Genomic DNA, 25,840 nt, shown 5'->3' with positions numbered 1-25,840 from the left:
TGGTTTATCTGAAAATTCCGTTAGGAAAAACAACCGGACTCTCAAATCCGTCTTCACTAACCGCAGAAACTCCAAAAAAGAAGTTATCGATAACAATGCCTTCCAAAACAAATTCTGAAACATCGCCCACGTATCTGCTGTAATCCCATGTTGGGGACGTCGTATCTCTCCAATATATTTTATATCCTTTGGCACCATCAACTTTACTCCACTGAAATTTAGCTGCAGGTTCAACAATACCACCAATTTTAACAGTTTTAGGGGCAGGAGGGGCCCAAGCTATAGATGCCATATTTATAGCATTAACAGCCGTTAATTTAGCAGCATACTCAAAATTTACATGTTCAAGAACATCGCCATAGGCAATACCATCTTCAACACGGATATCTTGGTGTTGCTGTGTATAGTTTTCATGAGCTTCCATAATACGAATACCAGGGAAACCAGCATCATTGAAAGGTCTGTGGTGACCACCACGACCAAAACGATCTAAACGATAGATCATCATTGGATTCATTTCTGGCATGTATTGCTTTACGTTTTTATGAACATAGCGTGCCAATTGTCTAGATACACCATCTACTTCGCCACCGTAAAAACGCCTAGCTTTACGTTGTTTTTCTGTTTCCGTAGGTGGTACGGGCTCAGAGAAAATTCTAAAGTCAACATTACTAATGGTACCATCCACACCTTTGATGTTACCGATCATATCATTATTGAATATGCCAATAACCTCCCAGCCCTTGTCTTTAGCGTATTGGGCAATACCGCCACCGCCAAAAAGACCTTGCTCTTCACCTGAAAGTCCCATGTAAATGATACTATTTTCAAATTTATATTTAGACAATACACGAGCAGCTTCTAACGTACCTGCCATACCGCTGGCGTTATCATTGGCACCGGGCGAATCATCTGTATAGTTTGTAGGGTCGCTAACACGAGAATCAATATCGCCACTCATAATAATATAGCGATTAGGGTATTTTGTTCCCTTTTGTATGGCAAGAACGTTCACTACTTCCACATCTTTTACAATGCGATCGTTTGCGCCTTTTTTGACTAAATCTTTTTGAAAGAAAACGTTTAGGCAACCTTGACATTCAGTAGAAGTTTTTTCGAATTCACCTTTGATCCAACGTCTAGCAGCTCCAATTCCCCTCGTAGTTGAGACAGTGTCACTTAAAGTATGTCTGGTTCCAAAATTGGCAAGTTTGGTAACATCGTTTTCAATACGCTCAGCAGAAACGGCATCAATAATATCATAAATACGTTGATCTGTTTGCGCTGTTAGCGTAATAGCTGAGGTTAATAGAGTGAGTAATAAGAACTTTTTCATTGCAAGTTTTTTGGTGAGTAATGTTAGTATAGGTAATCGGTTTCTAAATTTAAGTAAAATATAGGGCTGACCATAATTATCATAAACAAAGTATGTAGGCATTAGTTATTCTTTTTTGCCAGTAAATAGTATACTCCTAACACCGGTCCAATAGCTAAAGGGATAAATAAAAGAGTTATAGGAATGATCGATTGAAGTGATCCTAGAAGTTGTATACTGATGATCGTAATAGCAAAACCAATACAATTTACCAATGTAAGAGCAGTGCCTTTTAATTCTGGAGCTACTGCGGATGCTACTAAATTTGAAAATTGGGGTGAGTCTGCAGTAACTGCAATACCCCATATACACCAACCTACTAAGAATAAATAGATGGGAAGCGAAAATAGCAATGGCGAGATCAAGCATATAAAGCCGGATGCTATTAAGGCTGCAAGAGCCACTTTCTTACTACCTATGCGCTGAGAGAGCATGCCACCATAGGCACATGATAATCCGCCGAGCGCTATTACGATTCCAGACCATAGTGATACGGAAATATTACTGCCGGACTTTATAGCAAACCATTGAATTGCAATAGGTGTAAATGCCCAAAAAGCATATAGTTCCCACATATGCCCAAAATAGCCGAATGCAGCTTTCTTAAATTCAAAATTTTGGAAAAGCTTGGGTCCTGCATTTAACTTCAATGTTGTGCTTGCAACTCTGTAAGGTCCATTAGGTACAAGCATGAAGAGTAATAATCCGCCAATAACGGTAATACCAGAGGTTAACATAATTACTTTATCTGGATGACTTGCAAATGGGCTTCCTTTAATCAAAAAAGGAAAAGCTGTACCAAGAACTAAGGCACCTACCAAATATCCCAGTGCTTTGCCTAAACCCTTCTCATAATAATCTGCGGCTATTTTCATACCTACGGGATAGATGCCGGCCAAAAAGAATCCAGTACTGAATCTGGCTAATAGCAATCCGCCCACGTTTAATTGCGGGTAGATTAAAGATAGATTTGAAATAGAAGCAAGAAACGCACAAATCATAAACACCCTTGAGGGTGAAAAACGATCTGCAATCATAAGAATGCCAAAAATTAATGTACCGACTATAAATCCGAATTGAACCGATGATATGACATAACTAATTATTTCAGGACCAAAATCTAACTTTTTGGTCAATGATTCAATAATCGCATTACCGGCAAACCAAGTAGAGGTGCAGGCAAATTGCGAAAGAATTATAATGGGGAGAATATGTAGCTTTTGCTTCAATAGATCAATGTAAAAAAGTAACCTTGGCTATTTTATTATTTTCAATTTCATAAATACCTATTGCAGTATAAGAATCCCCTTGTATGGTTATGAATTCTTCATCAATAACTATGTTACCAATTACAATCCTATTCTTAGTTTCACAATGAAGGTCTGTGGTAGTACTAAAAAAGCGATCATAGTCATTTCGCATATTTTCAATACCCTCTGTTTTTAGTTCGCCGTTAGCACCATAAACTTTCACGTCTTTAGCGTAAGGACTTAAAAAGGCATTGATGTCTTTAGCATTATAAGCTTCAAGTTGATGTTGTACAGGTACTTCTGGATTTTTATCGATTGACGTATCTTTTAAGAAAGTCATGCTATTTATAAGTCCGTCAACCTCATAAATGGCAACTTGATGAAATTGTCTATCGCCAATGGTTATCTGTTCTTGATCTATAATAGTCTTTCCCAAATGAATTCTAGAAGATACTTTTACATCAATATTTGGCGTACGGTCATAAAAGTTTTGATACTTTTCCTTTAAAATTTCCCGCCCAACGTACAGAGTGTCCTTTGGGTAGTTTTTTACCACAACATTTTTCGAAAAACAATTGGCAAATGCTTGTACGTCTCGCGCATTAAACGTTTCTACTTGCTTGTCAACAATTCTTTTTTGTGAATCTTTAGAAACAAAACTTAGGTAATTTCCTTTTGGACTAATCGCTAATCTAGAGATTCCGTTGACATCTGGATCATTGATTTGGGATGCTAATTTCCATTCTGTATCCACTTTGGGATTAAAAGACAGAATTATGGATTCATAGGCATTAATCAATCGACCATCGTTCATCCAAGAAATATCTTCGCTATCCCCTAAAAGGGTTATGATATCCTTTTTTTCTTTAGAATAAGGGTTTAGTGATGTAATTGTGGCATTCTCATCAACTTTTGCTATAAAACTTATAAGTTCAGAATTCGGAATTTTATGCAACGACCTACCTACATTTTTTTGTGCAGTATAATGGGTGTTCTCCTTTAGGTTATACACTACCAAATCCATACGATTTTCAATTAATACCGTACATACGATGATATCTTTAGTATACCAAACATGATAACCCACTTTTAAATCTGGTATTAAAACCTTTGATTCACCTGTCTTTATATTATACTCATATAAACGTTGTAACCCATCTTCATCTAAACGAACTGCAGAAACGGCATCTCTACCCGGAATTTTCAATGGAGAATATTCACTGCCATTGGGTGTATTGGAAAGCCAAGTTGTCTTTTTATCGTTTATATCAAATAGAATAATATCTGTTTGACTATTTCTAGTAGCAGCAAAAAGAATTTTTTCATCAGAAAAAAATGAAGGCTGATTATCATAGCCTTCATTGTTAGAAATATTTATTGGAGTTCCAATTTTTAAAGAATCATTTGACCAATTTAAATCGGTCAGATAAACTTCAGTGCCTTGTTGGGCATAAGAGTTAAGGCAGAAAATAACACTTACAAATGCAAAATTGAGAATTTGTTTCATTGTATTGTGGAATATGATTAGCGTTATCCTTCGTCGGCAAATCTTTTTAAAATTGTACGGACATTTTTTGTGTTATCAACAAAATACCTTGCTTGCGTTTTTTGGCGTCCTACTTTCACGGTAATAGAGTCTTCAGGCAGTTCTTGAAACATAAACTCATCTGTCCAATCATCACCAATAGCGAAAACAAAATCGTACTCATGTTCCGTGTATACACGCATAGATGCTCTACCTTTATTCACATTACTACTTTTTATTTCCATTACCTTATTACCGTTTAACACGCTTAAATCGTCATTGGCAATAAGACTGGTAAGTACCGTATTTAATTCAACAGAACGCTTTTGACCAAAATCAGGATCTGTTTTTCTATAATGCCAAGCTAGGGAGTAATTTTTTTCCTCAATAAAACTACCGGGAGTACGATCAACAAAAGATTCCAATACCGGTAAAATCTTCTCCATCCAGTCTTTCTTTACGGTTTCCAGCATTCTAAACTCTTCGCCACCTTGCGAGATCCACACACCATGCTCAACAATCATGTTGTATTTTTTTGGTAAGAACCATTTAGTGAACGTTTCTTTATCCCGACCACTAATTAAATACATGTCTGTATTTGGTTGCGAAGAAATCGCATCTAAAAGTTTGTATAATTCTTCGTCTGGAGAAGCTTTTTGTGGATCGGTATGAAAACCAGCTAGTGTACCATCATAGTCCAAGAAAACCAATCTTCTTTTGGCTTTGCTATAATCGTCCATGACGTTATTCATAAGTTTTTCCGAAAGTTTTTTGGACTTATACGTTTGATCTTTCTCTTTTTGTCCCACTAGAGAATTCATGAAGTCGTTAGCCCATTTTTCTACATTATAACGTTCCAGTCGCTTTTGTAATAAGGTGTTTCGAGAAATCTGTTCTTCTTTAGGCATATTGATAGCCTCGTAGAGCGAATCTGCTATTTGTTCAAAGTTATTAGGGTTAATTAGTAAAGATTCGTTCATTTCATTGGCAGAACCAGCCATTTCGCTAAGAATTAGTACTCCCGTCTTATCCGTTCTTGTAGCAATATATTCTTTGGCTACCAAGTTCATACCATCTCTAATTGGCGTTAACCAAGCAATATCTGAAGAAGTGTATAAATCAATTAAATTATCGAACGGCATAGATCTGTAGAAATACCAAATTGGGGTCCAACTAACGGTTGAAAGTTCTCCGTTTATACGACCAACTAACTCATCTACTTCCCGTTTTAATAATTGATATTGTGGCACATTGGAACGTGAAGGAACGGCAAGAATAATAAGTCTTACTTTCTCTTTGTATTGTGGGTATTTATTTAAGAAATACTCAAAAGCATTTAAACGTTTTGCAATACCCTTGGTATAATCTAATCTATCAATAGATAAAAAGAATTTAGCATCAGGTGCAGATTTTTTATGAGTATCTAATCGTTTTTGTAATTCAGACTTTTCATCTTCACTTCGTTGGGAATGTTCTTTGGCTGCTTCACTGAATTTTTTATAATCAATACCCATAGGGAAGGAATCTACTTTAATCACTCTATCATCAAGATAGATATCATTAAAACTTACCTCTAAGCCTAATAATCTACGTACAGAGCTTAAAAAGTGACGTTCGTAGTCATAGGTATGGAAACCAATTAAATCTGAACCCAGCAAACCTTGTAATACTTCTTGTCGCCAGGGTAATGTTCTAAATATCTCATAGGAAGGAAAAGGAATGTGTAAAAAGAACCCAATAGAAATATCCGGTCTTTCTGCACGTACCATCTGTGGTACCAACATTAGCTGGTAATCATGAATCCATATGGTATCTTCATTATCCGCTTTAGCTAGAATGGCATCGGCAAACTTCTGGTTTACCGCTTTATAAATTTCCCAACTTTCCAATTCAAACTCAGAATACTCTAAAAAATAATGGAATAGTGGCCAAATGGTTCTATTGCTAAATCCATAGTAAAATCCCTCCACCTCTTTTTCTGTCAAGTTAACTTTAGAAGAACCGTGTTCCGCGAGTGCGCTATCAATTTTTGGTATCAACTCTTCAGGAATTTCTTCGTCGGTTAATCCGCTCCAACCAATCCAAAGGCTATCACCGCCAGAGTGTACAGATTTCATTCCAGTAGCCAGTCCACCTACACTTGGCACTGCAGTAATGTCTCCATTGCTAATTTGTAATTGTACAGGTAGTCTATTTGAGATAATGATAGTTTTCGCCATAAAAGAGTTTTTTTTGCTACTTTTTGATATTTATTTCTCTAAATTTCGGGAAAAAGGAGGGCAATACCAATTGAAACCTCATATGAATCAAGATTTTTATTGAATGGATAATTTAGACTACGGAATAATAGGGAATTGTAGAAGTGCAGCATTAATTTCAAAGACAGGAAGTATAGACTGGTGTTGTTTACCAGAATTTGATAGTCCGTCGGTATTTGCGAAATTATTAGATGAAAATATTGGTGGTAGTTTTGAGATTAATGTAGATGACAGCTATGAAATCTCACAGAAATATGAACAGTTTACAAATATTTTAATCACATCATTTAAATCTGGCAATGATCATTTTGAAATTCATGATTTTATGCCTAGATACCGTAAAGAGGAGAAAAAATATCATTCTCCGCCAGAACTGGTACGCTATTTTAAGCATATATCAGGTAAACCCAGCTTTTCTGTATTGTATGATCCAAAGTTAGAATATGCAATGGGTACTACAGAAACCTTTATTAAAAAAGATTTTATAGCTAGCCTTACCCATGATGTAAAATTTGATACCGTTTTCTTATATACGTCATTTGATAAAAATGCTGTTGTAGACAGTTCTACCATAACCATTACAGAAGATGAGTTTATGATGATGGGTTATAATGAGAAATTGTTATTGCCAACAACAGATAGAGCTTACCTAGATTTACAGAATACAAAGGTATATTGGTTAAATTGGGTAGACTTAACACCTACATATAAAAAGTTCAACGAGGAAATTACCAGAAGTGCATTGACCTTAAAACTTTTGAGCTATGATAAAACTGGAGCCGTACTTGCAGCGGCAACGACTTCATTACCGGAAACTATTGGTGAAGTACGTAATTGGGATTATCGTTTCTGTTGGATACGTGATGCATCTATGGTAATTAAGGTTGTATCTGAACTAGGGCACAAGAATGTAGCTAGACGCTATTTACAATTCATTATAGATTTAATTCCGGATAAGGCAGAGAAGCTGCAAATTATGTACGGAATTAATAAGGAGAAAAAACTAACGGAGGAAACACTAGAACACTTAGCAGGTTATAAAGGCTCAAAACCAGTACGTATTGGTAATGCGGCATACCACCAAAAACAGAATGATATTTATGGTATTCTGATGGATGTGATATATGAGCAGATGGTAAAATTCAGCATTGATATAGAGAATGGCGAGGATTTATGGGCGATAACAAAAGGAATCGTTTGGATCGTTAGCAACAACTGGAAAGATGCCGATAAAGGTATTTGGGAGTTTCGTGCGGAAGACAGGCATTTTACCTTCTCTAAGGTTTTATGTTGGACAGCCTTAGATCGTGCTATAAAAGTGGCAGAGATGTTAGGTAAAAAACATAAAATTGAAAAATGGGAACCAATTAGAGCTGAAATCTGGAAAGATATCTATGATAATGCATGGAATGAGGAAGTAGGGGCATACACGCAATCTTACGGTTCCAAAGAGCTAGATGCTTCCGTATTACTGATGGAATCTTATGGTTGTGTAAAAGCTAAAGATGAGCGCTATGTAAAAACGGTTAATGCAATTGGTAAAGAATTAAGTAATGACGGGTTGCTATACCGTTATAAGAATGAAGATGATTTTGGTTTGCCATCATCATCATTTACGGTATGTACATTCTGGTATATAAATAGCTTGTTCAAAATTGGAGAACGCAAGAAAGCACTTGAATATTTTGAACGATTATTGAGTTATAGTAATCATTTAGGTCTGTTTAGTGAAGATATTGATTTTAAGACCAAAAGATTGTTAGGGAACTTCCCTCAAGCATACTCACATTTAGCACTAATAGAGTGTGCTATAAACTTCTCTAAAAAAGAAAGTGAAGATCAAATGATGGAGTCTCTAAGAGAATAATCAATTGTTGACATAAGCCTTAATTTTATTAATTAGGGCTTTAAAATGTAGCTCTGTTGTAAAGGGATTCATAACAGTGATACGTAAATAATGTTTTCCTTTTAACTTCGTTTGTACAATATAAAATTCACCATCTTCTAATAGAAATTGGCGAATTTTTATATTTAAGGAGTTTAGGTTTTCAGTATCTGAATTTGGCGATAAGTATCTAAAACATACTATGTTGGACATGGGTTGAAGTGCCAATTCAAAATTTGGCTCTTGTTCAATTAAATTTGCAAATAGCGCACCCATATCATAAAGATGGGTCACATTAGCGTCAAAGACTTCTTCTCCGTATAGTTTTAAGAGTGTGAACCAGTGAATACCCATCATGTTTTTAGTACATTCAAACGTGCGTTTACCAGAGTTGTACCAATCTTCATGTTCAGAGTCAGACAATAGGTAATCTGCTTTTTGGCTAAATGTAGTTTTCGCGTTGATCTCGTTTTTAAAGAGTAGGGCAGTGGTCAATGCCGGCATCATCATCATTTTATGTCCGTCAATAACAACAGAGTCCGCTTGCTCAATACCTTTAAGGCTATACTTATATTTTTTAGAAAAAATTCCCGCTCCACCATGGGCACCGTCAACATGGAACCAGATATCATGTTTTTTAGCAAACTCACCTATGATTTCAAGATTATCAAATATTCCAGTTGCAGTGGACGGTGCACTACCAACAATGGCAAATACTTCAATACCATTTTCAATTGCTTCTTTAAGTTTGGTTTCTAGAACCTCAGTATCCATGCTAAAGCCTTTTGTAACAGGAACTTTAATAATACCTTGTTCGCCTAACCCCATGATTCTAGCGGCACGATCAACGCAGTAATGCGCTTCTTCGCTCACCATAATTCCCAGTTGATTTTGATTGCCTTCATTCCATATATCTTTCTTTGTAATGGCTTTTCTAGCACTCAATAATGCCGTCAGGTTCGCTAAGGTTCCCCCAGAAGTTAAAAATCCTCCTGAAAAATCATTGAACCCAATTTTTTGGCATATGAACTCTACAATAATTCGCTCAATTGCATTGGAGGACATTCCCATTTCATAAACCGCTGTTCCATTATTTAATAGAGAACTAATTAAACTTGTTAATGCTGTAATTGGCGCAGGCGGACTCACTTGATGACCAATATAATGTGGGTGGTGAATATGTGTGGTTCTATTGGTGATTTCTTTGAACAAATCCTCACTATTTCCGTTAGATAAAAAATCTCTCCAAAATTCAAGTTCATTTTCAGGATTGTTCCAATCAATAGCATTACGGGAAGATGTATGTAGCTTATCCTCTAAATGTGAAGTCAGTTGATCAATTAATTGATGCCCGTTTAAATTAAAATCTGAAGTGTTATAAACCTGCTCTAGTAATTTCTTGTTCATGGTTTAAAAATAGTTGCAATATCAATGTTTACCAAACAAAAAAACCGCCCCAATTGGGACGGTTTAATATTCAAGTTACCAAACAACAAAAGGTAATCTGAATTAGTCAAACGTATAACCGTTGTCTGCAGCAACCTTATCGGCAATTTGTGTGCGTAAGGCAACTACATTAGGGTAGTTTGTATATTTTGTAAAACGTTTAAGGCCCATTAACATCATTCTTTGCTCATCACCTTCAGCAAAAGAAATAATAGCTTCTTTTCCTTTATTGATGATGGTTTCAGTTGCATTGAATAAATATAATTTAGACATAGCTATTTGTGTAGCTTGTGCTTCTTCGCCAAAACGTTTTGCATTTTTCTCTGTTCGTAATAAAGCAGATTCTGCCATATATACCTCAATAAGAATATCAGATGCCGCCAACATTAATTGTTGGTGTTTCTCTAATTCTGGTCCATATTTCTGAACGGCAGAACCGGCAACCATTAAAAATACCTTTTTCAATCTTTTTAGAATATCTTTTTCCTCAGCAAATAATTCTGAAAAATCAGGAGTATCAAAAGAAGGAATACCCATTAACTCTTCACCAACAGCAGTTGCAGGACCCAAAAGATCAACATGACCTTTCATAGCTTTTTTAACAAGCATACCTACAGCCAACATTCTATTGATTTCGTTGGTACCTTCATAAATACGTGCAATTCTAGAATCTCTCCAAGCAGATTCCATAGGCGTATCGGCACTAAAGCCCATACCACCGAAAATCTGGATTCCTTCATCTGTAGTATTTTGACAATCTTCAGAAACTGCTACTTTAAGAATAGAACATTCAATAGCATATTCTTCAACACCTTTTAATTCAGCTTCTTGGTGTGTATTCCCTTCAGCTTCACGAATAGCAATACGATCTTCAATATTCTTTGCAGCTCTGTAACTCGCAGATTCATCAACATAAACACTTGTTGCCATGTCAGCAATTTTAGATTTAATAGCGCCAAAGTTCATGATAGGAGTTTTGAACTGAATACGCTCGTTAGCGTATTTAGTAGCTTCTCCAATAACTCTTCGTTGTGCATCTAAACAAGCAGCAGCTAATTTAATACGACCAACATTTAAAGCGTTCATTGCAATTTTAAATCCGTTTCCTCTAGTAGAAAGCATATTCTCTACAGAAACTTTTGTTTCATTGAAGAAAACTTGACGAGTAGAAGAGGAGTGAATACCTAATTTCTTTTCTTCGTCACCTAAAGTAATTCCGTTACTAGGATCATTTTCAACAATAAAACCAGTAATGTTTTTGTCATCTTCAATACGTGCAAATACGATAAACATGTTACAGAAGCCAGCGTTAGAAATCCACATTTTCTGTCCTGAAATACTGTAAGATTTACCATCTTCAGAAAGTACAGCTTTCGTTTTTCCTGAATTTGCATCAGATCCAGCACCTGGCTCAGTAAGGCAATAAGCGCCAAACCATTCTCCAGAAGCTAATTTTGGTACATATTTTTGTTTTTGCTCCTCAGATCCATAAAGGGTTATTGGCATTGTACCGATACCTGTATGCGCACCAAAAGCAGTACTGAAAGAACCAGTAGCTCCAGAGATGTAATCACATACTAACATAGTAGAAACAAAGCCCATTCCCATACCACCATAAGATTCTGGTACAGCAACACTCAATAATCCTAACTCACCAGCTTTACGCATAGTTTCTTCAGTGAAAGCATAATCTTTATTCTCAAAACGCTCCCAATGTGCCCAAAGCTCTCTGTCAACAAATTCTTTGGTACTCTCACGCATCATGCGTTGCTCTTCGTTCAAATCTTCAAGTGTGAAAACATCTTCACAATCGGTTTCTTTTACAAGGAACTGTCCTCCTCTAAGAATATCTTTTTTTGCTGTATCTGTACTCATGTTGTTAATAGTATTTAGAAGTTAGAATTGAGAAAATAGAAAAGAGAATTACGATAGGCTATTTTGAAAGCCCATGGTCATTTTCTGAAATTCTTCAATTTTGTCTTCAAGTAATTTTAATTTATTATCAGTTATATAATTTCTATTATTCGCTATTAATAATTGTGTTCCTAATTCAAAAGATGAACCTAAAGAGATACTTAGAAAATGACTAAAAGATTTATCTGTTCTAGCTGAACCTTCCGCAATATTGCTTGGGATTGAAATTGAACACCTACTCATTTGAGAGCTTAAATCGAATCTTTCATGATTAGGAAAACTTACTAATACATCTGAAACATCATTAGCTATTTCTAAACCTAGTTTCCAAATCTTCAAGTTTTTATAATTGTGCCTCAAAGCCGTATAGCATTAATCTTTAATCTCTTTTCTTTCTTCTAGATTCTAATTATTTAATTTAAAAATTCAAATATTCCTGCAGCTCCTTGACCTGTACCTACGCACATGGTAACCATACCGTATTTGCCCTGCATATCTCTTTTACGCATTTCATCAAATAACTGAACAGATAACTTTGCTCCGGTACATCCTAAAGGATGACCAAGTGCAATAGCGCCACCATTTACGTTTACGATATCTTGATTTATTTTCAATTCACGCATTACTGCTAAAGATTGTGAAGCGAAGGCTTCATTCAATTCTATTAAATCAATATCGTTCAGCTTTAATCCTGCTTGCTTTAATGCTTTTGGAATAGCGGCAATAGGTCCTATACCCATTATTCTTGGTGGTACACCTGCAGCTGCATAGTTTACTAATCTAGCAATAGGTTCAAGATTTAACTCTTTTACCATTTCCTCGCTCATTATTAAAACGAATGCTGCACCATCACTCATTTGAGATGAGTTACCAGCGGTTACGCTTCCACCAGCGGCAAACACAGGACGAAGTTTATTTAGAACCTCTACCGAAGTTCCTTTTCTAGGTCCTTCATCTTTAGTAACTGTATATTTACGATGTGCTTTTTTTCCATTAGCATCCAAATAGGTTTCCTCAACTTCAATAGGAGCTATTTGACTCTGAAAACGGTCTTCTGCTTGTGCTTTTAGCGCTTTCATATGAGAATTGTAGGCAAAATTATCTTGATCTTCTCTAGATACTTTGTACTCATTTGCTACAGCTTCAGCAGTATTACCCATTCCCCAGTAGTAATCTTCATGACCGGAGTTTGCCAAGTCATAATTTAATTCTGGTTTGTTACCGGTCATTGGAACAGAACTCATGCTTTCTGCGCCACCGGCAATAATACAATCGGCCATACCAGCCTGAATTTTAGCAGCAGCAACACCAATAGTCTCCAGACCTGATGCGCAGAATCTATTTACCGTTACACCTGGTACATCAACAATGTCCAATCCCATTAACGAAATTAACCTTGCCATGTTCAAACCTTGAGAACCTTCAGGCATTGCATTACCTACGATGACATCGTCGATACGTTTTTTGTCGAATTGCGGCAATTCCTTCATCATATATTCGATGGTTTCGGCAGCCAATTCATCTGTACGCTTAAAACGGAAAACACCTTTTGGAGCTTTTCCAACAGCAGTTCTATATCCTTTTACTATATATGCAGTTTTCATTTTTTATGCTTTAGGCTATTAGCTATTAGCTATTAGCATTTAATTGTTGTTTTATAATTGACCTCTAGCTTATCACCAGAGGTTAATAGCTACGTATTTCTAATTACGTAACGGCTTACCTGTTTTCAACATATGCTGAATACGCTCCAAAGTTTTTCTCTCGGTACATAGCGATAAGAAAGCTTCACGCTCTATATCCAATAAATATTGCTCGGATACTCGCGTAGGTTCTGATAAATCGCCACCAGCCATAACATAGGCAAGTTTATTGGCAATTTTCTTGTCATGCTCGCTAATGTAATGGCTAGCCTCCATAGAGTCAGTACCAACTACGAACATTCCTAGCGCTTGTTTACCCAATACTTTGATATCGTTTCGGGCTGCTGGTTGTGTATAACCAGATTCTGCCATTAACATAGCATGCGCCTTGGCAGTTGCAATTTGTCGGTCTTTATTGACCACTACAATATCTTTACCTTTTTGAAGTAATCCTAAATCAAAAGCTTCGTAAGCAGAAGTAGACACTTTGGCCATACCAATGGTTAAGAAGTACTCTTGCAATACATTCAATTCCACATCACCTTTCTTGAAAGTATCTTGAGCACGTAAGGCCATTTCCTTTGAACCACCTCCACCAGGAAGGACACCAACTCCAAATTCAACAAGACCCATATACGTCTCAGCTGCCGCAACAACCTTATCTGCATGTAATGAAATTTCACATCCACCACCTAATGCCATACCGTGAGGAGCAGAGATAGTAGGAATAGAGGAGTAGCGCATACGCATCATCGTATCCTGGAAGTACTTGATAGCCATGTTAAGCTCGTCATATTCTTGCTCAACCGCCATCATGAAAATCATACCAATATTTGCACCTACAGAGAAATTAGCAGCTTGGTTACCAACAACCAAACCTTGAAAATCTTTTTCTGCCATGTCTATGGCTTTGTTTAAGCCATTTAAAACATCACCACCAATTGTATTCATTTTAGATTGGAACTCTACATTTAAAATTCCATCACCTAAATCTTCAACAACAACACCGGCATTTTTAAATACCTCTTTAGATTTTCTAATGTTATCTAATATGATAAACGCATCTTGACCAGGAATCTTTTCCATGGATTTTTTCGGAATATCATAAAAATAGGTGCTTCCTTCTTTTACTGAGTAAAAAGAATCTTTACCCGCAGATTTCATTTCTTGAACCCAAGCTGCAGCTTCTAAACCTTCAGCTTTAATAAACTCAAGACCTTTATCTAGACCAACGGCATCCCAAATTTGGAAAGGACCATGTTCCCAACCAAAACCAGCTTTCATAGCATCGTCTATCTTATAAAGTTCATCTGTTATTTCAGGTATTCTATGGGATACGTAAGCGAACAACTGTCCAAAACTCTTACGGTAGAATTCACCTGCTTTATCTTTTCCTCCACAAAGAACAGCAAAGCGATCAACCACTTTATCAATTGTTTTTGTTAGCTCTAAGGTGGCAAATTTTGCACTCTTTTTAGAGCGATAATCCATCGTCTCTAAATCAAGCGTTAATATTTCAGTTTTGCCTTTATCATTTTTAGATTTCTTATAAAAACCTTGTCCTGTTTTACTTCCTAACCATTTGTTTTCCATCATTGTGTTGATGAAACCAGGCAGTTTAAATAAATCATGACGCTCATCGTCTTTACAGTTATCGTAAATACCATTTGCAACGTGTACAAGTGTATCTAACCCAACAACATCAACGGTTCTGAATGTAGCTGACTTTGGTCTGCCAATTACAGGACCGGTCAATTTATCTACTTCCTCAACGGTCATATCCATATCTTTTACCATATGGAAAAGACTTTGAATACTGAATATTCCTATTCTATTACCAATAAATGCAGGAGTGTCCTTGGCAACAACAGAAGTCTTACCTAAGAACTTTTCGCCATACCCATTTAAAAAACTCAATACATCTGCATCCGTTTTTGGACCAGGAATAATTTCAAAAAGTTTTAAATAACGTGCAGGATTAAAAAAGTGAGTACCACAGAAATGCTTTTGGAAATCTTCACTTCTGCCTTCAGACATAAATTTGATAGGAATACCAGAGGTGTTAGAAGTTATAAGTGTGCCAGGTGTACGGTACTTCTCTAGATTCTCGAACACTTGTTTTTTAATATCCAAACGTTCAACAACAACCTCAATAATCCAATCTACCTTAGATACCTTTGCAATATCATCTTCTAAGTTTCCTGTTGTGATGCGATTTGCAAAATTTTGATGGTAAATAGGAGATGGTTTAGATTTCAATGCTGCTTTTAAAGCATCGTTAACCATTCTATTACGAACAACCTTATCTTCTAAGGTTAAACCCTTCGCTTTTTCTTTGTCATTTAGTTCACGAGGAACAATATCCAACAATAAAACCTCTACGCCAATATTTGCAAAATGACAGGCTATACCGCTACCCATTATTCCTGAGCCAATTACTGCTACTTTTTTAATGTGCTTATTCATGTACTTTATGCTGTATTAATTTGATAAGTTGTATTAAAATAATTTTTTGTCTGAAATAAGTTTATTTATGGCATCTGTTACTTCAAAAAAACTGGCTAGTTTTTCTTCGGTCACTTCATCTTTAACTGCTTCATTGAATCTAATAACTGTACTTTTTGAATCATTTCTTTTTTCCAATCCAAAATCAGTAAGGTAAATAAGAACACCTCTACCATCTTTAGGGTTCGGTTTTCTTAATATGAGACCTTTCTGCTCCATACTTTTTAAAATTCGAGAGAGGCTTGTTGCCTCCATTCCCATTTTTGGACCTAATGAAGTTGAAGGTGTACCAGTTTTTGGGTCAATGCTCAATAATGTAAAGCCAACAGCCATAGTAGAATCAAAATTCTTTGCTTCTTCATTATACATTCTTGCTACTGCTTGCCATGTAGCTCTCAACGCATAATCTATCGTTGCATCTTTCATACTCTATCAGTTGGTTCCCAAATATAAGAAAATTTATTATGCATGCATAATAAATTTAGTTTAAATTTTAGTTAAGAAGTAATGTTAGATAAATAGTGGCATAAAATTATTTCTACTAATATTTTGTCATTTAAATAATATAGAAGTATGTCTATTAACTATATAGGATTAAATTGAAGTATTCATTATGTAATGTTACGATTAATGTAATCACATATAAAACTATAAACACCCAACTAATTATCATTTCTGAGTCTTAGTTGGGTGTTGTATTTTACTAGTTAAAAGCTTTTAAATGCTATCAGTGTTCATAGATATCATTATACAGCGCCATATATTTTTGCTTGATGATTTTTCTTTTCAACTTCATTGTAGGGGTTAGGTGTCCACCTTCCATACTCCAAGCATCTGGAGTAAGTCTAAACTGCTTTACTTTTTCCCATTTCGCAAACTTTTCATTTGCTTCATCAATTTCTTGTTGATAACGCTCCAAGACTTTTTCGTTCTTAATAAGACTGGTTCCTTCTGGTACACTAATGTTATGTAGCGCAGCCCATTCTTTTAAGAATTCAAAATCTGGCTGAATTAAGGCAGCTGGCATTTTCTCGCCTTCACCTACAACCATTATCTGCTCAATAAACCTTGATTGTTTAAAGCGATTTTCTAAAAGCTGTGGTGCTACATATTTACCACCAGAGGTTTTGAACATTTCTTTTTTACGATCCGTAATTTTAAGAAAACCATCACTATCTAATTCACCAATATCTCCGGTTAAGAAATAACCATCAACAATAACTTCTTTGGTTTTTTCCTCATCTTTATAATAACCCAGCATTACTTGCGGACCTTTGATACAAATTTCCCCGTCCGATGCAATTTTAACTTCAGTATTGTCAATAGGCTTCCCAACGGTTCCAATTCTGAACCCGCCTTCACGCATATCATTTACAGAAATAACGGGCGAAGTTTCAGACAAGCCGTAGCCTTCCATAAGTCCAAATTCCGCTGCATTGAAGATTCGTGATAACCGTGGTTGCAAAGCTGCACTACCAGATGCTATTAATCCTAGATTACCGCCTAAACCTTCTTTCCATTTGCTGAAAATTAATTTTCTAGCGACAGATAATTTTTTTTCGTACCACCATCCATTTTGTCCGTATGGTTCATATTTTAACCCAAGGTCAACAGCCCAAAAGAACAGTTTCTTTTTAATACCTGTAAGTTCTGTTCCTTTGGCATAAATTTTATCATATACCTTTTCTAAAAGTCTAGGTACGGCTGTCATTACATGCGGACTTGTTTCTTTTAGATTATCACTAATTTTATCTAAGGATTCTGCATAGTAAATAGAGACACCTCTATATTGATAAAGGTATATCAACATACGCTCATATACATGGCAAAGTGGTAAGAAGCTTAAAGCTTTTGTTTTACCATCTTCTATAGGAAAACGTTTAGAGCTTTCAATGGCATTGGTTACCAAATTGTTATGTGAAAGCATAACACCTTTAGGTCTACCGGTAGTACCAGAGGTGTAAATTAATGTTGCCAAATCGTTAGGTGTAACGGCATTCATTAAGCTTTCTACCTCGTCTTGGTTAGATGTATCAGAACCTAATTCAAAAACCTTTCCCCAATGATCACAATTAGAAAGCTCATCAAAAGAATAGACATTTTCTAAACTTTTAACTTGGTCTTTAATTGCAGTTACTTTTTCATGCACTTCATTACAAGAAACAAAACAGAATTTTGCTTCAGAATGATTAAGTACATACGCATAATCATCTTCAGATATAGTTGGGTAAATAGGAACATTCTGCGCCCCAAGTTGAAGAATACCAATATCCATAATATTCCACTCCGTTCTATTGGTAAGTGATATTACGGCAATCTTGTCATTAGGTTTAACCCCTAGGCGTAAAAGCCCACGGCTTATGGCATTTGCTTTATCAATATATTCTTTGGTAGATGTTTTTATCCATTCTCCATTTTTTTTTGACACCAATGCCTCTTTTAAGGCATGCTTTTCAAGCTGATAATATGGGAAGTCAAAAAGACGGGTTACTTTCTGCATACTTAATTTCTAATAATAATTGCAAAATAGTGAAAGAACTCCATATTTTAAAATTGTATTGTTAAATAAATCCGCATCTCATTACAATATTCTTAATAAGAGCTTATTAGGTGGTAAAGCATCGAAAAAAACCATTCATCTACAATAAATTGTAATTGAGCGTGTTATGTATACATCTCAAATATTTGTAGGAATTTTCCTTAAAATAATAATTTAGATTTGAGAAAAATAATTATCCCAAATAGTAGAAATTATGGAAAAAAACTACACATCTAGTTTCTCTTATAAATTAGTAACCGTTGTTGCTAGTATTTTGTTATCGATTAGCTTAAACGCTCAGTCAGAACCGTTCAATTGTGATTATAATGCATATTTATTTCAGTATAATGATATATATGCGCTGGATCTTGCCTCTGGTAGTTCATATTTAGTAGCGGAAGACATTACTCCGGGAAATGTGAACGGAGTAGGTTATAACGCTACAGATGGATATTTATGGGGATATTTATCGACCCCATCTAGTACTATAGTTAGAATTGGTAAAAATTATAATGTTGATCAGTATACTATACCAGAATTACCAACAGGTAATAAATACGTAGGAGATATTTCTCCTGAAGGTGTTTATTATTTTAAAGCGGGAGGTTCCTCTTATTTTAAGGTAGATATTAATCCTGATTCACCAACATATCTGGAATATTTAGGAGCATTTGAACTAAGTCAGAGTTTAGCTATCGCAGACTGGGCTTTTAATGCAGCTGACGGCATGTTGTATACTGTAGAAGGAAAAAGTAGGATATTATTTAAAATAGACCCTGAAACAGGTACGGTGTTCAATTTAGGTGTTGTACCAATACTTGAAGGATTGAAATATACCTTCGGAGCAGTGTATTTTGATGTTGATGGTAACTTCTATATTTCAGCGAATCAAACAGGTTCTGTATATAAAATAGAAAGTGTTCAAGATATTACGTTAGGAATCATTCAGTCGAATATTTTTGCTTTTGGTCCTGCTGCATCAAGTAATGATGGTGCGCGTTGTCCTACAGCACCTGTACCGCAAGAAGATTGTATGAACGGCATAGATGATGACGGCGATGGCTTGGTAGATTGCGATGACCCCTCTTGTTCTGGTGTTGCCGCTTGCCCTGTAATCGTTACGACGTCTAGCGCCAATAAAGGTGGATTGGAAAGTAATGATAGGCTGGCTAACTTAATTAGTAAAAGAAACTTCAATAGAGCAAAAACCAATTATGTTTTTGATAAAATAAATGCCAAGAAGGTGGTAAAGAATACTTTTTATGGTCTAAGCTCTAAAACAGAAGTAAATGAGATTCCTTTAAATAGCTTGGTACCATTGGGTGTTGTTGGTGAAACAAGTACCATAGAATCTTCACCAAGCGATTTACTGGATTTAACGAATGCATCTGATATTTACTCTGTAGATTATTTAAACGGTTCAGAAAACTTAGGGTCTTTAATGGTTATTAAAACAGAGAACAAGGTTTATGAGCATAGCAAGTTTATCTGTGACCGTTTTCTAGGGGCGCAATTACTTTCGGTTTCTAATATTCAACTACGTGAAAAAGATTTTATTAAGTCGATCATTAAACAACCGGATGGTAGCCTTGAGTTTGCTTTGACTTTCTCAGCTAGGGTTAATGCAGATGATAATTTTACTATTGAGTCGCATTGGAACATTGATGCCTATGCAGGCGATACTGCCTATTATAATTTTCAGATATGGTCAAATTCCGTAGATGACTTATTATTGCTAGCCGATGAAATTTTAAATTTACTTGAGGTTAATGCAGATATCACACAGTACAACGGGTCAACGCCTCCGCCGGTATTCGTAAAGTCTGCCAGTTATAAAAATGGTGAAGTATTATTGAATTTAGTGAACAATAACAATTCAGAAAGTATTAATCTAGAAGGAGGTTTGAAACTTACTGAAACTAGCGATACCGAAGTATTGGGAGTAACCGCAGATATAGATGGATATTTAGATTCTGTAGCTTTAAAAACAGGAACCTTGTTCGATTTAGGTTTTAGAATAAGCGCAGGTTTGGGTACAACACCAGATGATCTTTTTGTAGCTGATGCTCCATGGGGCTTAGATGATTCCGCAGAAGAGACAACTGTAGGGAGCTATGAAGTGTTACCTGCAGATGGACCATACGTTGGTGAAGGGTATCCTATTGAAAGAAATATAAAATTGCAGGGTTCCACTAGTAATTATTTAGGAGTGTACCGAGCATTGAGTCCGAGGTTTACCGCTGTTGATTTAAGTAATTATGGTAAGGTAAGTTTTGAGGCAAAAGGAACCGGTAATTTAGATGTACAGTTGATAAAGGGTGACGGTTCAATATATAAAACTAGTATTGGCTTAGATGGTGAAATGGGTGAATACACCTTATCTGCAGCCAATTTTAAAAATGACTTAGATGCGGGTACTGATTTCTCTGATATAAAAGTACTTTCCTTTAATCTAGTTGCTGAAAATGGATATGCAGAAGAGAAGTCTATGGAGCTACAAAATATAGATTTTCATAATCGTGAGCCAGGTCAAGAGTTTGTGGACTCAGATTTAAATAAATCAGTTGTTTATCCAAACCCTATGATAGAAAGAGCCAGCTTATATTTTTATGAAGAAAATGCAGATACTTATCAATTAGATATTTATTCTTTGAGCGGTAGACTTTTAGGAAATCACCATATGGAAGGTGAAAGTGTAGCCGGACAAAATGAAATAGTTGTAGAAAGAAAAGATTTAGCCCCTGGGTTATACCTCTATAAGTTGCAAAACTCCAATGAGAAAATATGGAGCGGAAGGCTTTTAGTTAGATAATACGTTTTGGTTGTAAAAAAAGCTGTGTACCCCAGGCATGGGAGTGCACAGCTTTTGCTTTTTAATATATTTAAAAGTATTTACTTCTGGTTATCTATCCAAACTTTAGCATTTTTAAAAGCTTCTAACCAAGGTGAAACTTCATCATTTCTATCAGTAGGGTAGTGTGCCCAATTCCATGGAAAAATAGAACGTTCAATATGCGGCATGGTTACTAAATGACGACCTGTTTTATCGCAAAGCATAGCAGTGTTAAAATCACTACCATTTGGGTTTGCCGGGTATCCTTCGTAACCGTACTTGGCTACAATATCATATTTGTCCTCTGTTTGTGGTAAATTAAATTTACCTTCACCGTGAGAAATCCAAACACCCAGTTTACTGCCTTCTAAAGAGGAAAGCATAACAGAGTTGTTTTTCTGTATTTCTACAGAGGTAAAATTACTCTCGTGCTTGTGAGAATCGTTATATGTCATTTTTCCGTGATTCTCGTGCTCCGGATTAATCAAATCCAATTCCATAAACAACTGGCAACCATTACAAATACCAACGGATAAAGTGTCTGGTCGTGCAAAGAAGTTTTTAATGACCGTATTTGCTTTCTCGTTATATTTAATAGCTCCGGCCCATCCTTTTGCACTACCTAATACATCTGAGTTGGAAAAACCACCAACAGCGCCTAAGAATTGAATATCTTCCAAATTCTCACGCCCAGAGATTAAATCCGTCATGTGAACATCTTTTACATCAAACCCTGCTAAATACATAGCATTAGCCATTTCACGCTCAGAATTACTTCCTTTTTCGCGTAGAATAGCTGCTTTTGGTCTACTTGAAATTTCTGAACGGTTTGGTAGTGTTATAGCTGCTGAACTTGGAAATTTGTATTGTAAAGGCTGAACTTTATAATTATCAAATCTATCTTTTGCTAAACTGTTTGCAGTCTGCTGATTATCTAGTAAGTACGATGTTTTGAACCAAGTGTCACGAAGGCTTTCAATATTAAGTCCCATTTCCATACCGTTGTTTTTAACGGTAAGTGTTGCTTCATTAGTAACCGTTCCTATTTTTTTGACATCAATATTCTTGGACTTCAATATAGTTTCAACGCTATCATCACTTGATTGAAATACAATACCTGCATTTTCAGAGAACAAAACTTTGATGGTATCGGCTTCGCCTAAACCTGTAAGGTCAAGATGAGCACCTAAATTGATATCTGCAAAGCATAATTCTAACAGCGTAGTAATTAATCCGCCGGAAGCAACATCATGTCCTGCAACTATTTTATCCTCCTTTATTAAAGATTGAATGGTGTTGAAAACAGTTTTAAAGTAAGCCGAATCAGTAATAGTTGGAGTTTCGTTACCTATACTATTTCTGGTTTGGGCAAAAGAAGAACCGCCTAATTTAAAGTTATCTTTAGATAGGTTGATGTAGTAAATAGAACCAGCACCTTTCTGTAAAACCGGCTCAACTACCTTAGTGATATCGCTACAGTTACCGGCAGCTGAAATTACTACGGTACCAGGAGAGATAACATCACCATCTTTATATTTTTGCTTCATGGAAAGAGAATCCTTTCCTGTAGGTACGTTAATACCTAAATCGATAGCAAAATCAGATACAGCCTGTACAGCTTTGTATAGTCGTGCATCTTCACCTTCATTTTTGCAAGGCCACATCCAGTTGGCAGAAAGCGACACAGAAGCTAATCCGTCTTTAAGCGGAGCCCAAACCAAATTGGTCAATGATTCCGCAATACTATTTTTACTACCTGCAGCAGGGTCAATCAATGCAGAAATAGGAGAGTGCCCAATACTAGTAGCAATTCCTTCTTTTCCTTTAAAATCCAAAGCCATTACCCCGCAGTTGTTCAACGGTAGTTGTAACGGACCAACACATTGTTGTTTTGCAACTCGACCACCAACACAACGGTCAACCTTGTTTGTAAGCCAATCTTTACTGGCAACGGCTTCTAGTTGAAGAACGGCATCCAGGTAATCATGGAAAAATTCCAATGAATACGCTGCATTTTTGTAATCGCGTTTTACGGTACTGTCCGTCATCACTGTTTTGGGAGAACTACCAAACATATCGGACAACGCTAAATCCATAGGCTTAGCACCGTTGGTTTTAGATTCAAAAGTAAAACGGTCGTCACCAGTAACATCACCAACTTCATACATTGGTGAACGCTCACGGTCAGCAATTCGTTTTAAGAGGTCTACATCATTTTTACCGATTACAAGACCCATACGTTCTTGAGATTCGTTTCCTATAATTTCTTTAGCCGATAGGGTAGGGTCACCAACAGGTAACTTATCTAAATCTATTTTACCACCAGTTTCTTCTACAAGTTCAGATAAACAGTTCAGGTGGCCGCCGGCTCCGTGATCATGAATAGAAACAATGGTATTTTCATCACTTTCTACCATACCACGAATGGCATTGGCAGCTCTTTTTTGCATTTCAGGATTAGAACGTTGTACGGCATTAAGTTCAATAGCAGAGCTAAATTCGCCCGTATCAGCACTAGAAACAGCGGCACCACCCATACCTATACGGTAATTGTCGCCACCTAGAATTACAATTTTATTATCTGTTTCTGGCTTATCTTTAATAGCTTGTTCAATTTTACCATACCCAATACCACCAGCTTGCATAATTACTTTATCGTAACCCAGCCTACGGTGACTGAGCGAAGCCGAAGTCTTGTCTTCAGAAGATTCAAACGGAGTAGAAGCTTCATCATATTCGAACGTCAGAACCGATCCGGAAATTAGAGGCTGTCCAAATTTATTTCCAAAGTCAGAAGCACCATTAGAAGCTTTTATAAGAATATCCATTGGTGTTTGGTATAGCCAATCTCTTTCTTGCATTCCCTTTTCCCAAGGTCTTTCTTTTTCTAGACGTGAGTAAGCTGTCATGTAAACAGCCGTACCGGCAAGAGGCAAAGAACCTTTACCACCAGCTAGTCTATCTCTAATTTCACCACCCGCACCAGTTGCGGCACCGTTAAAAGGCTCTACTGTAGTAGGGAAGTTGTGCGTTTCAGCTTTTATGGAAATAACGGAGTCAAACTCTTTCTCTTGATAGAAATCGGGTTTATCGGCAGTTTTAGGAGCAAATTGCATTACTCTAGGTCCTTTTACAAACGCAACATTGTCTTTGTAAGCAGAAACGATATCATTTGGAAACTCTTGAGAAGTTTTCTTGATCAGCTTAAATAGCGAAGAAGGCATTTCTTCACCGTCAATGACAAAAGTGCCATTGAATATTTTGTGTCTACAGTGTTCAGAATTTACCTGGCTGAATCCGAATACCTCAGAGTCGGTTAGTTTTCTGCCTAATTTCTTGCTCAGGTTTTCTAGATAATCAACTTCTTCATCATTAAGGGCTAAGCCTTCTTGTTTGTTGAAGGCAGAGATATCTTCAATATTTAAAATAGGTTTTGGTGCTATATGAATATCGAATACCTCTTGATTTAATGTGCTGTATTTCTGAGAAATCATAGGATCGAATCCTGAAAATTCTTCTGCTACGGCATTAAATTCTTCAATCCGAATAATTCCCGAAACTCCCATATTTTGAGTAATCTCAGTGGCATTGGTACTCCAAGGAGTAATCATTGCGGCTCTAGGACCAACAAAAAAGGCGTCAAGAGACGCCGCATTTATTTTAGGTTGGTTGCCGAACAACCATATAAGTTTACTTATATCTTCAGATGATAGTTCCTTAGCGGTTTGTACCGCAAAAACCTTTTTGCTAGGTTCCCCAAAAAAGTGAATCATTGTAGTGTGTCTGGTATTGATTTTTGAATTACAAAATTAAGACTTTACTAGCTACTATTTACGGTAAATTGAAACACTTTTAAACAGTAATTGTTAATGAAATAAGTAAGATTTTGTTTTATCTTTATTGGCTGGCTTTAAATTGTTTATAAAGCAATACTTTAAAGTCTGAAAATTAGATTTTAACTATAAACATATAAATAGTATGTTTGTTAGACTTAAGTTAAGTTTATTAATTTACAGCATAGTTTAATTGTTGGAAAATTGCAAATAGTATGGCGAAACAAAATATTGAGACTCAGGCACTTGATTATGGTATGGAAATGATAGGTGGTAAGTGGAAGCCAATTATTCTGTATCACGTTAATAAGGGTACCAATAGATTTAATAAGCTTTTTTCGGAAATCGAAGGCATTAATCGGCAGATGTTAAGCAAGCAATTAAAATCTTTAGAGCGTTCAGGTATTTTGGATCGTACTTTGTACGGTGAAATTCCGCCACGTGTAGAATATACATTGACACCGTTAGGTAAATCACTACTTCCGGTTGTTGAAGCTATAACTCAATGGGGACAGAACCAAATAGCTGAGACGGTAGTAATTTCAGAAGTTGTAGAAGTCAATACAATATCAGAAATAAACGAAGAGCCAGAAATAAAAGAGGTATCAGAAATAAAAGAGGTGCCAGAAGTAAAAGAAGCGCCCAAAGCACAAGAAATTCCGGAGGTTAAAAAAGATGCTGAAATAAAGGAAGCTCCAAAAGTTCCACAAAATCAGCAATTACCACTTTTTTAGGTATTTGAAAATTATTCTAAGTTTTCAAATATGGATTTTAATGCCGTGTAAAATCCGTATTATTTTAAAATAGATTACTTAGGTTTTGAATTAGACAAAA

At 36.1% G+C, this 25,840-nt stretch carries 15 protein-coding genes; 3 read left to right on the top strand and 12 right to left on the bottom strand.

What is annotated here, in order from left to right; translation table 11 throughout:
- Nucleotides 1-4 precede the first annotated feature (4 nt).
- The 4 genes from P177_RS12215 to P177_RS12200 all read right to left on the bottom strand — a co-directional run bounded on the left by P177_RS12215 (nt 5) and on the right by P177_RS12200 (nt 6,369).
- Complete coding sequence (locus tag P177_RS12215; protein ID WP_036158325.1) at nt 5-1,336, bottom strand: M28 family peptidase; 1,332 nt, start codon at nt 1,334-1,336, stop codon at nt 5-7.
- Between the two features lie 101 nt (nt 1,337-1,437).
- Entirely contained in the window at nt 1,438-2,604 is a 1,167-nt protein-coding gene (locus tag P177_RS12210; protein ID WP_036155132.1) for an MFS transporter, read from the bottom strand.
- A 4-nt stretch (nt 2,605-2,608) separates the two neighbouring features.
- Nucleotides 2,609-4,132, bottom strand: coding sequence for a nuclear transport factor 2 family protein (locus tag P177_RS20100; RefSeq protein WP_051941820.1), 1,524 nt, complete (start codon nt 4,130-4,132; stop codon nt 2,609-2,611).
- Between the two features lie 23 nt (nt 4,133-4,155).
- A complete protein-coding gene (locus tag P177_RS12200) occupies nt 4,156-6,369 on the bottom strand; it encodes a bifunctional alpha,alpha-trehalose-phosphate synthase (UDP-forming)/trehalose-phosphatase (protein WP_036155130.1) in 2,214 nt (737 codons plus the stop codon).
- A gap of 103 nt (nt 6,370-6,472) precedes the next feature.
- On the opposite strand from P177_RS12200, the gene P177_RS12195 reads away from it, so the two are divergent.
- Complete coding sequence (locus P177_RS12195; RefSeq protein WP_036155127.1) at nt 6,473-8,275, top strand: glycoside hydrolase family 15 protein; 1,803 nt, start codon at nt 6,473-6,475, stop codon at nt 8,273-8,275.
- On the opposite strand, the gene P177_RS12190 is transcribed toward P177_RS12195, so the two are convergent.
- The 7 genes from P177_RS12190 to P177_RS12160 all read right to left on the bottom strand — a co-directional run bounded on the left by P177_RS12190 (nt 8,276) and on the right by P177_RS12160 (nt 18,301).
- Nucleotides 8,276-9,700 carry a pyridoxal phosphate-dependent decarboxylase family protein gene (locus P177_RS12190; protein WP_036155125.1) on the bottom strand — a complete coding sequence of 475 codons (1,425 nt, stop codon included), beginning with the start codon at nt 9,698-9,700 and terminating at the stop codon, nt 8,276-8,278.
- Between the two features lie 102 nt (nt 9,701-9,802).
- Entirely contained in the window at nt 9,803-11,614 is a 1,812-nt protein-coding gene (locus tag P177_RS12185; protein ID WP_036155123.1) for an acyl-CoA dehydrogenase family protein, read from the bottom strand.
- 48 nt (nt 11,615-11,662) lie between these two features.
- Nucleotides 11,663-11,992 (bottom strand): four helix bundle protein, encoded by a 330-nt coding sequence (locus P177_RS12180; RefSeq protein ID WP_245233035.1) that lies wholly within the window; start codon nt 11,990-11,992, stop codon nt 11,663-11,665.
- Nucleotides 11,993-12,066: 74 nt separating this feature from the next.
- Nucleotides 12,067-13,257, bottom strand: a complete 1,191-nt coding sequence (locus P177_RS12175; protein ID WP_036155119.1) for an acetyl-CoA C-acyltransferase — start codon at nt 13,255-13,257, stop codon at nt 12,067-12,069.
- A 99-nt stretch (nt 13,258-13,356) separates the two neighbouring features.
- A complete protein-coding gene (locus P177_RS12170) occupies nt 13,357-15,762 on the bottom strand; it encodes a 3-hydroxyacyl-CoA dehydrogenase/enoyl-CoA hydratase family protein (RefSeq protein ID WP_036155117.1) in 2,406 nt (801 codons plus the stop codon).
- A 33-nt stretch (nt 15,763-15,795) separates the two neighbouring features.
- Entirely contained in the window at nt 15,796-16,227 is a 432-nt protein-coding gene (locus P177_RS12165; RefSeq protein ID WP_036155116.1) for a MarR family winged helix-turn-helix transcriptional regulator, read from the bottom strand.
- 301 nt (nt 16,228-16,528) lie between these two features.
- On the bottom strand, nt 16,529-18,301 hold the full coding sequence (locus P177_RS12160; RefSeq protein ID WP_036155114.1) for an AMP-dependent synthetase/ligase: 1,773 nt from the start codon (nt 18,299-18,301) through the stop codon (nt 16,529-16,531).
- A gap of 253 nt (nt 18,302-18,554) precedes the next feature.
- Here P177_RS12160 and P177_RS12155 point away from each other — a divergent pair, with 253 nt between their 5' ends.
- Nucleotides 18,555-21,152 (top strand): DUF6923 family protein, encoded by a 2,598-nt coding sequence (locus P177_RS12155; RefSeq protein ID WP_036155112.1) that lies wholly within the window; start codon nt 18,555-18,557, stop codon nt 21,150-21,152.
- A gap of 80 nt (nt 21,153-21,232) precedes the next feature.
- Here P177_RS12155 and purL read toward each other — a convergent pair whose 3' ends face one another.
- Entirely contained in the window at nt 21,233-24,946 is a 3,714-nt protein-coding gene (gene purL, locus P177_RS12150) for a phosphoribosylformylglycinamidine synthase (protein ID WP_036155110.1), read from the bottom strand.
- A 275-nt stretch (nt 24,947-25,221) separates the two neighbouring features.
- On the opposite strand from purL, the gene P177_RS19815 reads away from it, so the two are divergent.
- Nucleotides 25,222-25,740, top strand: a complete 519-nt coding sequence (locus P177_RS19815; protein WP_084684682.1) for a winged helix-turn-helix transcriptional regulator — start codon at nt 25,222-25,224, stop codon at nt 25,738-25,740.
- Nucleotides 25,741-25,840 lie beyond the last annotated feature (100 nt).

This window comes from Maribacter forsetii DSM 18668 (genome assembly GCF_000744105.1).
In the GTDB taxonomy this organism is placed as follows: Bacteria; Bacteroidota; Bacteroidia; order Flavobacteriales; family Flavobacteriaceae; genus Maribacter; species Maribacter forsetii.
The sequence above is the reverse complement of the archived record's forward strand: the minus strand, read 5'-3'. Positions and strand labels throughout refer to the sequence as shown.

Coding starts and splice junctions, on each gene's coding strand:
- P177_RS12170 (WP_036155117.1), bottom strand. CDS start 15,762: ATGAATAAGCACATTAAAAAAGTAGCAGTAATTGGCTCAGGAATAATG.
- P177_RS12200 (WP_036155130.1), bottom strand. CDS start 6,369: ATGGCGAAAACTATCATTATCTCAAATAGACTACCTGTACAATTACAA.
- P177_RS19815 (WP_084684682.1), top strand. CDS start 25,222: ATGGCGAAACAAAATATTGAGACTCAGGCACTTGATTATGGTATGGAA.
- P177_RS12185 (WP_036155123.1), bottom strand. CDS start 11,614: ATGAGTACAGATACAGCAAAAAAAGATATTCTTAGAGGAGGACAGTTC.
- P177_RS20100 (WP_051941820.1), bottom strand. CDS start 4,132: ATGAAACAAATTCTCAATTTTGCATTTGTAAGTGTTATTTTCTGCCTT.
- P177_RS12195 (WP_036155127.1), top strand. CDS start 6,473: ATGGATAATTTAGACTACGGAATAATAGGGAATTGTAGAAGTGCAGCA.
- P177_RS12175 (WP_036155119.1), bottom strand. CDS start 13,257: ATGAAAACTGCATATATAGTAAAAGGATATAGAACTGCTGTTGGAAAA.
- P177_RS12190 (WP_036155125.1), bottom strand. CDS start 9,700: ATGAACAAGAAATTACTAGAGCAGGTTTATAACACTTCAGATTTTAAT.
- P177_RS12160 (WP_036155114.1), bottom strand. CDS start 18,301: ATGCAGAAAGTAACCCGTCTTTTTGACTTCCCATATTATCAGCTTGAA.
- P177_RS12165 (WP_036155116.1), bottom strand. CDS start 16,227: ATGAAAGATGCAACGATAGATTATGCGTTGAGAGCTACATGGCAAGCA.
- purL (WP_036155110.1), bottom strand. CDS start 24,946: ATGATTCACTTTTTTGGGGAACCTAGCAAAAAGGTTTTTGCGGTACAA.
- P177_RS12155 (WP_036155112.1), top strand. CDS start 18,555: ATGGAAAAAAACTACACATCTAGTTTCTCTTATAAATTAGTAACCGTT.
- P177_RS12215 (WP_036158325.1), bottom strand. CDS start 1,336: ATGAAAAAGTTCTTATTACTCACTCTATTAACCTCAGCTATTACGCTA.